11 protein-coding genes are annotated in these 15,113 nt (G+C 66.4%); 7 read left to right on the top strand and 4 right to left on the bottom strand.

All coding sequences use genetic code 11. The features are described 5' to 3' along the window. The first annotated feature begins 39 nt into the window (after positions 1 to 39). The 4 genes from BLU38_RS05360 (at position 40) to BLU38_RS05345 (ending at position 6,406) form a co-directional block, all read left to right on the top strand. Positions 40 to 2,439 carry a transglycosylase domain-containing protein gene (locus BLU38_RS05360; RefSeq protein ID WP_091521030.1) on the top strand — a complete coding sequence of 800 codons (2,400 nt, stop codon included), beginning with the start codon at positions 40 to 42 and terminating at the stop codon, positions 2,437 to 2,439. Positions 2,440 to 2,516: 77 nt separating this feature from the next. After that, a complete protein-coding gene (locus tag BLU38_RS05355) occupies positions 2,517 to 4,631 on the top strand; it encodes a transglycosylase domain-containing protein (RefSeq protein ID WP_091521027.1) in 2,115 nt (704 codons plus the stop codon). A gap of 203 nt (positions 4,632 to 4,834) precedes the next feature. Then, on the top strand, positions 4,835 to 5,995 hold the full coding sequence (gene solA, locus BLU38_RS05350; RefSeq protein WP_091521023.1) for an N-methyl-L-tryptophan oxidase: 1,161 nt from the start codon (positions 4,835 to 4,837) through the stop codon (positions 5,993 to 5,995). A 51-nt stretch (positions 5,996 to 6,046) separates the two neighbouring features. Beyond that, positions 6,047 to 6,406, top strand: a complete 360-nt coding sequence (locus tag BLU38_RS05345; RefSeq protein WP_091531970.1) for a VOC family protein — start codon at positions 6,047 to 6,049, stop codon at positions 6,404 to 6,406. 337 nt (positions 6,407 to 6,743) lie between these two features. Here the strand turns inward: BLU38_RS05345 and BLU38_RS05340 are convergent, their stop codons facing one another. Next, positions 6,744 to 7,985, bottom strand: coding sequence for a ricin-type beta-trefoil lectin domain protein (locus tag BLU38_RS05340; protein ID WP_091521020.1), 1,242 nt, complete (start codon positions 7,983 to 7,985; stop codon positions 6,744 to 6,746). A gap of 211 nt (positions 7,986 to 8,196) precedes the next feature. On the opposite strand from BLU38_RS05340, the gene BLU38_RS05335 reads away from it, so the two are divergent. Beyond that, positions 8,197 to 8,793, top strand: coding sequence for a mycothiol transferase (locus BLU38_RS05335; protein ID WP_091521017.1), 597 nt, complete (start codon positions 8,197 to 8,199; stop codon positions 8,791 to 8,793). 373 nt (positions 8,794 to 9,166) lie between these two features. On the opposite strand, the gene BLU38_RS05330 is transcribed toward BLU38_RS05335, so the two are convergent. The 3 genes from BLU38_RS05330 to BLU38_RS05320 all read right to left on the bottom strand — a co-directional run bounded on the left by BLU38_RS05330 (position 9,167) and on the right by BLU38_RS05320 (position 13,470). After that, the gene (locus BLU38_RS05330; RefSeq protein ID WP_091521014.1) at positions 9,167 to 9,592 is read right to left on the bottom strand and encodes a nuclear transport factor 2 family protein; all 426 of its coding nucleotides are present in this window, start codon (positions 9,590 to 9,592) and stop codon (positions 9,167 to 9,169) included. Positions 9,593 to 10,108: 516 nt separating this feature from the next. Then, positions 10,109 to 12,211, bottom strand: a complete 2,103-nt coding sequence (locus BLU38_RS31335) for an HNH endonuclease signature motif containing protein (RefSeq protein ID WP_157683225.1) — start codon at positions 12,209 to 12,211, stop codon at positions 10,109 to 10,111. Positions 12,212 to 12,504: 293 nt separating this feature from the next. Then, on the bottom strand, positions 12,505 to 13,470 hold the full coding sequence (locus tag BLU38_RS05320) for a GlxA family transcriptional regulator (RefSeq protein ID WP_091521009.1): 966 nt from the start codon (positions 13,468 to 13,470) through the stop codon (positions 12,505 to 12,507). A gap of 125 nt (positions 13,471 to 13,595) precedes the next feature. On the opposite strand from BLU38_RS05320, the gene BLU38_RS05315 reads away from it, so the two are divergent. Together BLU38_RS05315 and BLU38_RS05310 are read left to right on the top strand one after the other, a co-directional pair. Further along, entirely contained in the window at positions 13,596 to 14,213 is a 618-nt protein-coding gene (locus tag BLU38_RS05315; RefSeq protein ID WP_091521005.1) for a hypothetical protein, read from the top strand. Between the two features lie 109 nt (positions 14,214 to 14,322). Further along, positions 14,323 to 15,096 (top strand): DUF998 domain-containing protein, encoded by a 774-nt coding sequence (locus tag BLU38_RS05310; RefSeq protein ID WP_197680000.1) that lies wholly within the window; start codon positions 14,323 to 14,325, stop codon positions 15,094 to 15,096. Positions 15,097 to 15,113: the final 17 nt, after the last annotated feature.

Genomic DNA, 15,113 nt, shown 5'->3' with positions numbered 1-15,113 from the left:
TAGAAGACGTTATAGGGGTCTTCACGTAGTCTCGAACGCATGGTTCACGGCCTCAAGCGATTCGTCACCGTCACCGGTGCCGGCGCGATGTTCCTGGTTGTGAGCGTGCTGTGCGGGCTGCTGGTGGCGGCTCTGGTGATCCCGTTCGCGGCAGCCTCCGGTTTCGGTGCCCGCGCCGCGAACAGCCAGCTGAGTCGGGTTCCCACCAACCTGACGCTGCCTCCACAGGCTCAGCGCAGCAAGGTGTTGGACGTGCACGGCGACGTGCTGGCCTACTTCTACGACGAGAACCGGATCTATGTCTCGCTGGACAAGGTCGCGCCGGTGATGCGCCGGGCGCTGCTGTCGATCGAGGATCACCGCTTCTACGAGCACGGGGCCTTCGACCTGAAGGGCACGCTGCGCGCCTTCGTCAGCAATCAGGCCGCGGGCGGCACGGTCCAGGGCGGGTCCAGCATCACCCAGCAGTACGTCAAGATGGTGCTGGTCAACGAGGCGACCTTGGCCGGTGACGAGCAGGCCGTCAAGGATGCCCAGGCCACCACCTATGACCGCAAGATCACCGAGCTTCGGTATGCGATCGCGCTGGAGAAGAAGCTCTCCAAGGACCAGATCCTGGAGCGCTATCTCAACCTCGCCTACTTCGGTGACGGTGCCTACGGCGTCGAAGCCGCGGCCCGGCACTACTTCAACACCAGCGCGGCGAAGTTGACGCTGCCGCAGGCGGCGATGTTGGCCGGGCTGGTGCAGAGCCCGGACGCCTACAACCCGGTCCAGCACCGACAGGCCGGGCTCGATCGTCGCAACGAGGTGCTCGATCGGATGGCCGCGTTGAAGGAAGTGACACGGTCGGCCGCCGACGCGGCGATCAAGACCGGCTTCCATCCGACCAAGGTCACCCAGGTCCGCACCGGCTGCGTGGACACCGACTATCCGTTCCTGTGTGACTACGTACGGCGGTCGTTGCTGGCAACGCCGAGCCTGGGGGACACCAAGGAAGAACGCGAGAAGGTGATCGACCGCGGCGGTCTCACCGTCCGGACCGCGATCGATCCCAAGACCCAGGACATGGCGCAGCGCTCGGTCAGCAAGATGATCGGGCCGAAGGATCCGTTGATCTCCACCATGGACATGATCCAGCCCGGGACCGGACTGATCGTGGCGATGGCACAGAGCCGTCCGGTGATGGGTGACGATGCCGGCAAGGGCGAGACCTATTTCAACTACTCGGTCCCGCAGTCGATGGGCGGCGGACAGGGGTTCCAGGCCGGATCCACGTTCAAGGCGTTCACCGCGGCTGCGGCGCTGCAGGACGGGATCCCGATCGCCAAGACCTACAACGCCAAGAAGACGATGAACTTCAGCGGCCGCCATTTCGACAGCTGTCAACGCAGGACCAGCGTGAACGGCGACTGGAAGGTGACCAACTCCACCGGCGTGAACGGCAAGATGAACCTGGCCAAGGCGGCCGCCTGGTCGGTGAACACCTACTTCGTCCAGCTCGAGTTGGCCACCGGGATGTGCGACGTCACCCGGATGGCGTCCCGACTCGGTGCACAGAGCAGTGTGGAGAGCGCGCCGATCAACTCCTACGACGACAAGCCGTCCTTCACCCTGGGCACGGTCGAGGTCAGCCCGATGTCGATGTCGGAGGCGTACGCCACGCTCGCCTCGGGCGGAATCCATTGCAATCCGATCATCATTTCCAAGATCACCACGCCCGCCGGCAAGGAGTTGGCCGCCCCGAGCGCCGACTGCAAGCGGGTGATCTCACCCGACGTCGCGCGAGGCGTCAGCAAGGTGCTCTCCGGTGTGGTCAGCACCGGCTCGGCGACCAAGGCCCGGCTCGCCGATCATCGGCCGCAGGCCGGCAAGACCGGCACCATCGACAGCAACGCGGCGGTCTGGTTCGCGGGCTACACCCCGGAGGTATCGGGAGCGGCGATGATCGCCGTCGACAACACCAGAGCCCCGTTCAACAAGACGAAACCGGGCTATCGCAGCAAAGGCCTGAAGGGCTACACGGTGCCGTCGACCGGCGTCTATCTGAGCGGTTCGGGCGGTGGCGACGCGGGACCCGGCATCTGGAAACCGGCGGTCACCGAATACCTGGCGGACAAACCGAAGACCTCGTTCGGTGAACCGAGCGACGCCATCGTGCACGGCAAACCGGTGGAAATGCCGGATGTTGCCGGGCTGTCCTCGACCGTCGCGATCAAGAAGCTGCAGGCAGCCGGACTGACCGTCCGACGTGTCACCCGACCGAGCACGACCGTGCCGCGGGGAAAGTTCGTCCGGTTCTCACCGGCCAGCGGCAAGATCGCCCAGTACGGGACCGTGAAGGCCGTCTACTCCTCAGGCAAGCCGCCGACGAAGAGCCCAGCCAGCATCAAGAGCGACACGCCCAAGTCGAGTGCGTCGGCCAAGCCCGATCGATGATCTTGAACGTCTGCTGAACGAGTCCGCGGAGCGGACACAGGCAGCGCATAGCCAGTCGATTCCTAGTCTTGGCCGACATGGCGACCCGTGAACGCTCTGTGTCCGCTTCGGCGCTGCTCTTCGTCCTGGTGTCGATCGTGGCCGGCTGCCTGGTGGCCGGCTTGGCGCTTCCGGCGCTGGCGCTCGCCGGCGCCGGAACCAAGACCGCTCAGGCCAATCTGGGAGCCCTGCCGAAGGCCCTCGACGCGCCGGCGCAGGCCGAGCGCTCGACGGTGCTGGCCTCCGACGGTGAGGTGATCGGCTACTTCTACGATCAGAATCGCAGCTACGTCCCGCTGGACAAGATCGCTCCGGTGATGCAGCGGGCGGTGGTCGCCATCGAGGACGACAAGTTCTACTCGCACGGCGCGATCGACCTCAAGGGCACCTTGCGGGCGTTCCTGGCCAACCAGACCAGCGGCAGTACGGTGCAGGGTGGATCGACGCTGACCCAGCAGTACGTCAAGCAGGTGCTGGTGAACCAGGCTTCACTGGACGGTGATCAACGAGCGGTCGCCAAGGCGACCGACGACAGCTACCAACGCAAGCTCACCGAGCTGCGCTACGCGATGTCGGTGGAGAAGAAGCTGTCCAAGGACCAGATCCTGGAACGGTATCTGAACATCGCCTACTTCGGCGGCGGAGCGTACGGGATCGAGGCTGCGGCAGAACACTACTTCGACACCACAGCAGCAGAGCTGACTCTGCCGCAGGCGGCAATGCTGGCCGGGCTGGTGCGTAGCCCCGACGCCTACGATCCGGTCGCCCACGAAGAGGCAGGAGTTCAACGACGCAACTACGTCCTGAGCCGGATGTCCCAGCTCGGTGTGATCGACAAGGCCGACGCCAAGAATGCTCAGGCGACGCCCTTCGACCGGGACGCCGTGAAGACGATCAGCAGTGGCTGCGCATCGTCGACGTATCCGTTCGTCTGCGACTATGCAAAACGATCACTGCTGGCCTCGGACCGCCTGGGGGCGACGGCCAAGGAACGGGAACATCGGCTCGACCGCGGCGGGCTGACCATCCGGACCACGATCGATCCGACCGCACAGAAGACTGCGCAGAAGGCCATCGACAAGATCATCGGGCCGACCGATCCGTTGACCGCGGTGACCGACATCGTCGAGCCCGGGACCGGCAAGATCAGGGCGATGGCACAGAACAACTCGGTGATGGGACCCGACAAGGGCGAGACCTACTACAACTACTCGGCGGCGCCGGATCTCGGCGGGTCGACCGGCTTCCAGGCAGGCTCGACCTTCAAGGCGTTCACCGCGGCGGCCGCGTTCGAGCAAGGGATCCCGATGACCAGGCGTTACAACGCGCCGGTCGAGAAATCCTACGACGGCAGGAGTTTTGAGACCTGCGACGGCAGTTCGACGATCAACGGTTGGACGGTCCGCAACTCGACCGGCGTGAACGGACGGATGAACATGATCAAGGCCGCGGAGAACTCGGTCAACAACTACTTCGTCCCGCTCGAACTCGACGCCGGCATGTGCAACGTGGTGCAGATGACCGAAAAGCTGGGCGTGACCAGCAACACCGCCGAGGCGCCGATCAGTTCCTACACCGACAAGCCGTCTTTCACCCTGGGTACGGCCGAGGTGAACCCGTTGTCGATGGCGACTGCGTACGCGACCTTCGCCTCCGGTGGGATCCGGTGCACTCCGGTGATGGTCGACAAGATCAGCACAGCCGACGGCAAGGAGCTGACCCCGCCGGACGCCGACTGCAAACGAGTGATCAGCGCCGACGTCGCCAACGCCGTCAACGATTTGCTGTCGCACGTGATCGCCGACGGCACCGGGAATCCGGCGCAGACTGCCGATCAGCGGCCGCAGGCCGGCAAGACCGGCACCATCGACAGCAACGCGGCGGTCTGGTTCGCGGGCTACACCCCCAATGCCGCAACGGTTTCGATGATCGCCGAGGACACCTCTCGCAAGCCGTTCATCGCGGGCAAGCCCAGCTATCGCAGCGACGGGCTCAAGGGCTACACCGTCCCGTCGACCGGCGTCGAGCTCAGCGGCTCCGGCGGTGGGGATGCCGGTGCGGACCTTTGGCGGCCCACGATGAACAAGTACCTGAAGGACCTACCGCCGGAGGAGTTCGACTCGGCGCCCGACAGGCTGACACAGGGTTCCTGAGCCGGAGGGACGGGGTTCGGTCAGTCGGTCGCCGACGTGATCATGGCACGGCTCCCTGAGCTTGTCCGGGGTGCAGGACACCAGGAGGCGCTGGTCTCGTCGACGAGCGCAACCGGTGCGTCGGCCGGACTCGTCGACCGGACTTGTCGACCGGGCGGGCAATTCGACCCGGCGAACAACCGCGGGTCGACTATCGTGCCGACATGGCGGGCTATCAGGTGATCGTCGTCGGACTCGGCTCGATGGGCGCGGCAGCGGCCAACGCGTTGGCCGCTCGCGGGATCGGCGTGCTGGGGCTGGAGGCGTTCTGGCCCGCTCATGATCAAGGGTCCGGGCACGGTGCGTCGAGGATCATTCGGCAGTCCTATTTCGAGGGCGCGGACTACGTCCCGCTGCTGCGATCGGCCTACCAGGGTTGGGATCGCTTGGAATCCGAATCCGGGGACGACCTGGTCAACCTCTGCGGCGGCCTCTACATCGGCAACGATTCCGGACCGATCTTCACCGGTGCGCTGGCGGCAGCTCGGCAGTGGGGGCTGCCGCACGAGGTGCTGGACGCCGAACAGATCCGGTCGGAGTTCCCGACGTTGAGCCCGGCCACCGATGCACGTGCGGTCTGGGAGCGCAACGCCGGGTATGTCCGTCCGGAAGCGGCGATCGAGGCCAATCTCCGACTAGCTCGTGCCAAGGGTGCCGAGTTGCACTTCGCCGAGCCGGTCACCGCATGGTCCACCGAGCCGGGTGGAGGAGTCCGGGTGGTGACGCCGTCGGGCAGTTATGTCGGCGACCGGCTGGTGATCGCCGGCGGTGCCTGGGCACCGAGCCTGCTCGATGATCTTGGTCTGCCACTGGTCGTGCAGCGGCAGGTGATGTACTGGTTCCGGCCGGAGGCCACCGCCGAGCTGCCGATCCGGCGCTACACCGACGCCGAGCACCCGATCTACGTCGAGGAACGCCACGATCATGATCAGATCTACGGCTTCCCGATCCAGGACGGCACCGACGGCGGGATGAAGATCGGCATCCACCGCTCGGAGGCGATTCGGCCGACAACCGCTGATGATCTTGATCGCACCGTCACCGCTGCCGAGATCCACCGCGTCCAGCAGCGAACCCGCCGGCTGATCCCCGCGACCGGAGAACCGCTGGCGGCGAAGGTCTGCATGTACACGATGACGCCGGACGAGCACTTCGTGATCGGCAGTCATCCCGATCATGACCAGGTGTCGATCGCCTGTGGTTTCTCCGGGCACGGCTTCAAGTTCGTCCCGGTGGTCGGCGAGATCCTTGCCGATCTCGCCGAACACGGTCGGACTGAGCATCCGATCGGACAGTTCGCGCCGGACCGGTTCCGCCGCTCCTGATCGTCCGCTATTCTCAAGTATCTTGATGTCAAGAGATAGGTGTGGATGCGGATGATCACCGGGATCGACCACGTGCAGGTTGCGATGCCTGGTGGCCAAGAGGCGGCGGTTCGAGACTTCTATGCCGGGCTGCTCGGGATGTCGGAGGTTGCCAAGCCGCCGGCACTGGCCGCCAGGGGCGGGTGTTGGTTCAGCTCCGGTGCGGCGGTCCTGCATGTCGGCGTCGAAGAGCCGTTCGCTCCGGCCAAGAAGGCGCATCCGGCCTTCCTGGTCGAGGATCTCGACGACCTGGAGCGGACGCTGCTCGGCGCCGGTCACGAGTGCGTCCGTGCCGACGACGAGATTCCCGGCGTGCGGCGGTTCCACACCTTCGATCCGTTCGGCAATCGGATCGAATTCCAGCAGGCCTGAGGGCGCACGATCCCTGGCGGCATCGAGTCCCCCGGGCGGCATCGACGAGTGTCGAGTGAGGTCCGCGATCAGCCCCTCCCGACGACGGGCTGATCGCGGTCAGCCACAAGTTAGACGACCAGGCTCCGGAATCCGAGACCTGGAGCGATATTCGGGACCTTCGTCCCTAATGTTGCCATTCCCGACCGTCGGATTTCCGAGATGAGCCACCCGTTTCAGATACGGCCCACCGTTCCTGACGCGGCCCGTTCGGGCCTGTCACCGCAGCTCACCGTTGCGCAAACGAGTCGGTTGCCTCGTTCAGTGCACCATTTCGTGGCGGGCGAGCCCATCGTGTTCAGCGAACCATGCGTGCCGGGGTCTTCCAGTGCTGGTCGATCGCGGACGGATCGCAGGCGACGAGGGTGACCTTGGCGCCGACCGCATTGTCGTCGGCCTGTAGGCAGGTCGACGTGGTCGGATTGACGATCGTGCCGTCGTCCTTCGCACGGAATCCCTGTGCCTGGATCGACCGGCAGGTGTCCAGCGAGGTTCCGTACGGGGCCTTGTTGCCGCGCGGGGTCAGGCATCGCCAGTCGGCACGCAGTGTTCCGTCGGCGCCGCGGTTCCACTGCTGAACCATCGAGTTGTCACACCCCTGCAGGGTCAGCGACGTAGCCGACGTTCCGCCGGCCAGGCAGAGTCCGCCGGGGTTGGTGATCCGCCCGGCTGCGCTGTTCCCGATCCCGTCACGCTGGATCGCGCCTGCGTCGTCGAAGCGAACGGTGGCCTGGGTGGCGCAGCCGTCGCTGACCCGCGACTTCGTCCATGTCGCCGTCAGGGGACCGCTGGTGGTCCGGCTGGTCGGCGTGCTCATTGCCAGTCGCGAGGACGGCTCGTCCAGGCAGGTCGCCTGCGGGTCGTTCCAGTCGAAGTATTCGGTCCAGGCGACGAATCGGCTGGTGTCCATCCCGACGCCGGCGCCGACCTTGATCGACCCGAGAGTGAAGCTCGTGCCGGCGGTCTCGTCGGTGATGGTGAAGGTGTACCAGCCGCCGGCATCGGAGCTGACGTCCCAGCGGTAGCTGTGTCCCGCAATCGGGCTGACGTCCAGCCGGCAGCCGCGCCCCGTTCCGTCCTCGGAGAAGGTGATGCAGTAGGTGCCGGGGCTGCCCGTCCTGGAGTCGGTGCTGTTCCAGATCGAGACCAGGAACATGCCGAGACCGTCGCGGTGGGACTGGAAGCCGGTGTAGCCGGTCCAGTCGTTGTCGAAGGTGAACTGGTTGGACCAGAACACATTCGCCTGGCCGGGATCGGTGGTGATCTTCTGTGTCCAGTGCAGGTTGTCCACCGACGGTTGATCGAAGCCGTAGTAGGCGTAGCTGCCCGGCGTCTGGCCCAGGTCGCCATCCGGGACTCCCGCCAACGGGACCCTCGGATCGGGTGCGGCGCTCGCGCCGGTGGTCGACAGCGGGGTCAGGATCGCGACCAGCAGGCAGATCGCGCTCAGCAGGATCGGCAGCCGTCGGTCACGGTGTCGGGGAGCACGCCGGTAACGGCGGGTGGATGGGGCGGGACGATCGGGGGCAGCGGTGGCCACGGCTGATTCCTCTCGAAGATACCGATGCGGGATAATCGATTAACCAACTGTGCTGTTCCGGACGCTTCAGGTCAAGAGCCTCGCCAGTCGGGCCGGTGTGTCGCCGTCCGCGGCAGGTGCGACGGATCTCGCGTTATCAACGGACAGAAACTGTCCGGAAACCTCCATAGGCTGCTGCCCGAAGCGGAAGTCATCAAGCGAAAGAGGTTCCATGTACGCACCCGTTGTCGACCAGGAGATCGCGACGTTGGTCGGATACGCCGATCAGCAGCTGGACGCGATCCGCGCGGCCGCGCTCGGACTGACCGAGGAACAGGCGGTGGCCACACCCTGCCGGAGCGTTCTGTCGGTGGCCGGCATCATCAAGCACGTTGTGTACGGGCTGCGCGGGACCGTACGGGCATTGACGACCGGTGAGGCCGGGCCGGGGGAGTTGGACGCGGCTGCGTTCGCCGCCTACACCGCAAGTTTTGCCCTGGGCGAGGGCGAGACCACAACCGCCCTGCTGGCGGAGTTCGACGAGCTCCGACCGCAATTCCTCGCCGCGATGAAGGCAGCCGATCCGGATGCCGACGCCCTCGCACCGCCGGCTCCGTGGGCTGGTATCACCGAGCCTCGGCCGATCAAGCTGCGCTACAACCTGGTCCATCAGATCGAGGAGCTGGCCCGGCACGCCGGCCATATCGACATCATCCGCGAGGAGTTGGACGGAATGTCGGTCCCGGCACTGGTGCTGACCCGCGCCGGCGCGCCGGCCAACCAGTTCTTCCAGCCCTACGTCGCCCGACCCGGGACGATCGACAGCTGACGGTTGTCGGAGGCGGCGCGTTCAGGACGAGGAACCGCCGCCGTTGCGACCAGTTCGTCGGGTCGTGCTGGTGGGGTTGCTTCGTCGGAAGGCGCTGGTGCGGTCACCCGTCGGGACGCGCTGGGGCGGTGAGGTCGGTCGGGCTGCCGTGGTGCGACCATCTCGACGGGACGCGCTGGTGCGACTATCTCGACGGGACGCGCTGGTGCGACTATCTCGACGGGACGCGCTGGTGCGACTATCTCGACGGGACGCGCTGGTGCGACTATCTCGACGGGACGCGCTGGTGCGACTATCTCGACGGGACGCGCTGGTGCGACTATCTCGACGGGACGCGCTGGTGCGACTATCTCGACGGGACGCGCTGGTGCGATCACCTCGACGAACTGCCGCCCTCGACGTCTGGAAGGACGGTGTCGCCGTGCCGGTGGGCGACCCGCCATTCGCCGCCTTCTCGGCGATAGATCTGGGTGGCGCGCAGCGTGTAGCTGCGCGGGCGGCCGTCGACGGAGACCGAGGTGTGCTCGAGCCCGACGGTGTACGCCGTATCGCCGGACACGTCGTAGCTCAGCAGTTCGAAGGTATAGCAGGTGCAGTCGGAAAAACTCGCAGCGAGCGTGCCGAAGAGCTCGTCGATCTCCTGCCGGCCGAATGCGTTGCGCCAGGCGCCCAGGACGCTGAGCGGCTCGGCACGAGACCACAATGCCCGCCTCGGCGCGGCGTCACCGTTGTGAAGGGCCAACTCGGCTGCGTACAGCGGGCCCTCCACCCAGGCGATGAAACCTTTCCGATCGGACATAGTGTCAGGATGCGACGGCGGATACCGGCGCCGCATCCGCACCAGCACTGACTTCGCGGCAGCCTGCTGCCCGGTGGAGGAACACGGTGTCCGGTGTGGGGGATCGAGGGCCGACCGTTCCCGCTGGAACGCTGGTGTCGGGCAGCCGAGGAGCGCGATGCCATGCTTCTGGTGCCGGCCATGATCATCGGGGTTGTCTCGCGTTCCTGCTGGAACGCGAGGCGCAGACTTCGGATCGGCAACCGGCGTATCCGTGGGCCGGGGTTTGAGTGACCGGGATCGAGGGCTCCGGTTGTGTGCCCAGGTTTGAGTGATCAGGTTTGAGCGATCAGGTTTGAGTGATCAGGTTTGAGTGCCCAGGTTCGAGGGCTCCGGTTGTGTGCCCAGGGTTTGAGTGCCCGTCGTCGTGGTCGCAGTCTTCGGCTGGTTCCCGTCCCGGTCAGCAGAATGCTCTGGCTGTTCACCTGCTGAGCGATGGGAGATCGCACGCTCGTGTCCGAGCGTACGACGGCCCGATCAACTGTATTGGCCAGCCGGCAGCGGGACCATTCCGAACAGGGCGTCGACGCAGGCGGCGAGATTGAATCCGGCGCCACCGCCGACCGGGAAGACACGCTGAGCATCGGGATGGTCCGGGCAGTCGATGTGTCGATACCGATCCTCGAGGGCTTGTTGCTGCTCGGCCAACGCTGTTTGTCGGCCGGTGAAGTCGGCGACCCGATGATCATTGCGGATCCGGGCGGCCTCTCGAGCCGGCTCGGGTAGCGGTCGGCCGAGCGCATCGGACATCGGTCGCCACGGGTTTCGTTCCTCGCGGCCGGCGACGATCGGGGCGATCGTGCTGTTGTCCGGGCGGGTGAACTGCCAGCGGATCGGACAGCCGGGATGTCCGCAACGACTGATCGAGATCTTGTCCTCATGGACTCGGGTGTGATGCCACTGGCACAGCAACAGCAGATTGTCGAGATCCGTTTTGCCCCCGTCGGACCAACGGACCCGATGATGCGCCTGCAGCCGTCGGGTCTGATTGCAGCCGGGGTATTGGCAGCAGCCGTCCCTGATCATCAAGGCTCGACGTTGGGCTCGGGTTGCCAGCCGTTGCTCACGGCTGACCGCGAGCGGCTCCCCGTACTGATCGGTGATGATCGCGACGATGCGGGAGTCGCACAACGCACGCTGCGCCGCGCTGGTCTCGATCGCAGCAGCGCCGCGGACCCGGCAGGTCTGGTCATGCGGATCGGCGAGCGCCGGCCGTGATGTCGTCGGAGGACTGACCGTCCCCGCTGGAACGTCCGCCGCCTGCGTCGGTACGCCGTGCGGAGGCGGCGTTCGTGGCGCGGTGCTGCCGGGTGCGGCGCTGGCCGGTGCGTTGCTATCGGTCGCCCTGCTGTCGGACGCCGTGCTGTCGAGCCGACCCGTTCCCGAGGGAACGCCTGCGCCCTGCAGTGGGCCGGCCGGGGGCCGCGATGACGTGGCGGCCAACGCGCTGCTGCTGACTTCGAGGACGACCAGCGTGCGGTCTTCGCCGGAACGGTCCTCGGGGCGGGATGCGAGGTAATGATTCGCGATCTCGCAGACCGCCTCGACCCTGGTCCGTTCTCGTGCCTCGGCTCTGACCTCATCGGATGACTGGCCGGGTTGGCGATCATCAGCCACCACCGCTCCGGGCTCGGCCTGGTCATCTTGGGTGGAGCTGGCGTCGGTCGCGGACTGGATCGCGGCGACCACGGCGGCGCCCTCCTCGGGCGGCAACACCATGGTGATGTGGATGTTGCCGTCATCGCGCGTCACCCAGGAGACGCGTTGGCGGTCGCGGCGACGTCGGCTGGTCCCTTCGACGGCGCGGTAGCTCGTCACGACGCGTGCCAGCTGTTGAGCCGTGCAACATTGTGCGAATCGGATCAACTTGGCCTCGTCCGGCCGATCCGGTGCGCTCGCAATCGCAGCGGTGGCCGGACAAGGGCTCGGTACGGCGCCGACATCCGACGGGCCGACATCGGCGGAGGAGTCCCCGCTGTGGGCGGAATGTGACGACGCCGGTCCGTCGGCATCGACATCGCCGCGTTCTTGTCCGGCGGCCTCACCCGGATCTACCGGCTGATCGCCGTCGGCGCCGTGGACATCGGCGGACGGACCATTACCGGGCCGCCCTTCGGCCGGCACCTCACGGTGTGGCTGAGCACCAGGGGGAGTAGCGACGTCGCACGAGTCGTCGGCTCCCTCGGACGTGGCGTCGGGGTCGATGAAGTGGTCGACCAGGCGGGTGAGCTCGCGGACCTTGGAAAAGGTCAGGTCGCCGCTGGCAAAGGCTGCTCGGGTGTCTGGCATCCGGAGCAGGGCACGGGCAACGCGGAGGTGTTCGCGGGCCGTCCCCGGCGCGATCGCGCAGGCCCAGGAGAGCCAGTGCGCGGTGGACCGGATGCCGTCCCAGGATCGGTAGCCGTCGATAGCGTCGAACAGGCCGACCAACTCCAAGAACACCGCTTCCTGCCGGGACAGGTCGCCGGCTGCCGCCATCAATCGACCACCCAGCGCGTACGGATCGGCCGGCCCCTCGGGACCGTCGCCACGACCGTCCTGATCGACTACCGTGTCCCGCTCCTGATCGACAACTGTCATGACATTCCCCGAGTCCGTCAGCTACACCGCAAACGTTAGGTGGCGGTACCGACAGTTCTGTCCGTCAGCCGCCACACAGACCGTAGGTGGCGGTACCGACAGTTCTGTCCGTCAGCCGGCAGACAGACCGTAGGTGGCGGTACCGACAGCTCTGTCGATTCCGTTAGCTACAAGGGAAACGCTCGGTGCCGTCTCCGGGAGGCGTGTCGGACCCGCGGGTGGACGGCGTACGACATCGGCGGTTGCCGAGACGCCGGCGGATGCGGTCGGGAGTTGTGCTCCGGCCATGATCATCAGTGGGCGGCCTGGAGGTGGGTACGGCGGAACTCTCGCGGGCTGATGCCATAGCGGAGGACAAAGGCCTGACGCAGGCTCTCGGCCGATCGGAATCCGCAGCGGCGGGCGATCTGCGCCACCGGCAGGTCAGTGGTTGCGGCCAGCCGTGCGGCGATCTCCAGCCGGATCCGGCGGACGGCACTACCGGGCGTCTCGGACTGCCGTTCGGTGAAGAGCCGGTGCAGTTGACGCGGACTGACCCCGGCCATCGCCGCCAGCGATTCGGTGTGCAGATCGGCCTCGGGGTGGGCGATGATGTACTCGATCACCCGACGGACCGTCGCATCATCCGGCTGCGCCGTGGAGGTGAAGATGCTCATCTGGGCCTGGTTGCCGGGCCGTTGCAGGTAGGTGACCATCCCGACGGCTACTCGTCGGGCGAGCTCGACTCCATGATCATCTTCGATGAATGACAGGGTCAGATCCAATGAGGCCGTCACCCCGCCTGAGGTGGACACATTGCCGTCCCGGACATAGATCGGCGACGCATCGACCGTGACCGCCGGGTACCGTGCGGCCAGTCCGGTGGCGTAGAACCAGTGCGTTGTCGCCCTACGTCCGTCCAGCAGACCCGCCTGGGCCAGCACCGTGGTCCCGGTGCAGACCGAGGCGATCCGGCCCGCGGTAGCAGCGAGCCGGACGATCTCGCGCAAGAAGTCCCGATTCGCCGCGGCGTCGACATGCCCGAGCCCACCGGAAACGATCATGGTCTCGGCGGAGTCGACCTCCTCCAGTGAGCGCTGCGGTTCGAGTCGCAGACCGGAGTCGGACGTGATCGATCGGCCGCCCAGGGATGCCAGTTCGACACGGTAGTGGGGTGCTGCGCCCAATCGATTGGCCAAAGCGAAGGCAGACGTCACACACGCGATGTCGACCAGCTCGGCACCGTCGTACCCGATGACCAGCACGCTCTGCGGTGGCACAGGGGCAGCGTAGAGCAGATGGTGCAGAGCGGCCAGGTATCCCAGGAAATCTGCCGTCCGGATGCAGATCTGCTGACTGTGGCGCCGACCGGGGGCAGGCTCATCGGTGAGCCGAAGGAGAGCAGATGATCATGAACGAGATGACCAGCAGCGGATCGGGCGACGGGAATGTCGTCGGTCTGCCGAACACCAGCAGATGGCTCCGTAACGCGTTCTGGGTCGTACTCGGCGTCGTTTCCGGTATCGGCATCGTGTTCGGTCTCGGTGCTATGCACGGGCCGCCGCTGGCGTCGACAACGGCGATGACACCGGCAACGGCGGTCGGGGTGGCCGCGCTCTGCTATCTCACCGCGGCGGTGACCGGTCTGCGGTGGATGAGTTGGGTGGCCGTGCCGATCGCCAGCGGGGTGCCGTTCCTCGGCCTGATCAGCCCCGTCCCCTGGTGGCTGATCATGGCCGGGGTCGGGCTGCTGCTCGCGGTGGTCGGCTTGATCCGGGCGCCGAAGCTGTCACTGCCGCAGGTGTCGGCGATGGCGGCGTACTTCGGTCTGGCGGTGCTGGCGACGGCACTGGCGCCACGGGCCGGGTTGGTGCTGGCCGGTGTTGTTCTTGCCGCGCATGCGGGCTGGGATCTGCTGCATTATCGCAAGAACCGGGTCGTGCTGCGGTCCCTCGCGGTCTGGTGCATCGGGTTGGACCTCACGGTGGGGGCCGTCTGTGTGGTGTTGGCGATCGTCGGCTGAGTCCCGGGCAGGCGATCAGTTCCGAGTCCGAACCGCGGTGGAAGCCAGCCGTCCCGAAGGCCGCATCATCTTCGGACCGCATTCCTCTTTCAAACAAGGGAGAACCATCATGACCGATCGGATCACTTCGGTGCCAGTCGGTGGCCGCAGTGGCATGATCAGCAACGTCCCGTCCCGACGCGACGGACCGAGCGACGGCAACCTCGTCGACAGCAATCCGACCAGGTGGCTGCTTCGGTGCATGGCCGTTGCAGGGCCCTGCTACGTCGTGATCTCGCTGCTGCAGGCGTTCACGCGCACGGGGTTCGATCCGAGGATTCATGAGTGGAGCCTGTTGGCACTCGGCTCCCTCGGCTGGATCCAGACGGCGAATCTGATCCTGACCGGTGCCCTGCTGGTGGCAGGTGCCGTCGGCCTGGCTCGCGCATTCCCCACCCGCGAACGGGGACGGCGGTTCGCTGCCGCACTGTTGGCCGGGTACGGCGTCTCATGCGTTGCCGCCGGCGCCTTCGCGGCCGATCCGGCGTACGGCTTCCCGGTCGGTGCGCCGGACGGCAGACCGCCGACCTCGAGCCTGCACGCTCTGCTTCATCTGACCTTCGGAGGTCTGGGGTTCTTGTGCCTGATCATCTGCTGCTTCGTCGTCGCCCGGATCGCCGCCAGACATCGCCGAATCCGCGATGCCTGGATCTCGTTGATCGTGGGTGTCCTGTTCAGCTGTTCCTTTGCCGGGATCGCCACGGGGGCAGGGAATCCGGTGATCAATCTCGCCTTCACCGGGGCGATCGTGCTGAGCTTCGGATGGCTCACCGCGGTTGCCGCCGTACTGCTCGGTCGACTCGGGCGAGGGCTGCAACCGGCCCCCGGCCCGGGCAGGAGTTGATCATGGTCGAGCTGTCC

Origin of the sequence: Microlunatus soli (assembly GCF_900105385.1) — a bacterium.
Taxonomy (GTDB): Bacteria; Actinomycetota; Actinomycetes; order Propionibacteriales; family Propionibacteriaceae; genus Microlunatus; species Microlunatus soli.
Note: the sequence above shows the minus strand (reverse complement) of the source record. Positions and strands in the feature narration are given on the sequence as shown.

Excerpts from the sequence above, each read along its gene's own strand:
- BLU38_RS05360 (WP_091521030.1), top strand. The coding sequence starts at position 40 with ATGGTTCACGGCCTCAAGCGATTCGTCACCGTCACCGGTGCCGGCGCG.
- BLU38_RS05310 (WP_197680000.1), top strand. The coding sequence starts at position 14,323 with ATGACCGATCGGATCACTTCGGTGCCAGTCGGTGGCCGCAGTGGCATG.
- BLU38_RS05330 (WP_091521014.1), bottom strand. The coding sequence starts at position 9,592 with ATGTCCGATCGGAAAGGTTTCATCGCCTGGGTGGAGGGCCCGCTGTAC.
- BLU38_RS31335 (WP_157683225.1), bottom strand. The coding sequence starts at position 12,211 with ATGACAGTTGTCGATCAGGAGCGGGACACGGTAGTCGATCAGGACGGT.
- BLU38_RS05315 (WP_091521005.1), top strand. The coding sequence starts at position 13,596 with ATGATCATGAACGAGATGACCAGCAGCGGATCGGGCGACGGGAATGTC.
- solA (WP_091521023.1), top strand. The coding sequence starts at position 4,835 with ATGGCGGGCTATCAGGTGATCGTCGTCGGACTCGGCTCGATGGGCGCG.
- BLU38_RS05355 (WP_091521027.1), top strand. The coding sequence starts at position 2,517 with ATGGCGACCCGTGAACGCTCTGTGTCCGCTTCGGCGCTGCTCTTCGTC.
- BLU38_RS05345 (WP_091531970.1), top strand. The coding sequence starts at position 6,047 with ATGATCACCGGGATCGACCACGTGCAGGTTGCGATGCCTGGTGGCCAA.
- BLU38_RS05335 (WP_091521017.1), top strand. The coding sequence starts at position 8,197 with ATGTACGCACCCGTTGTCGACCAGGAGATCGCGACGTTGGTCGGATAC.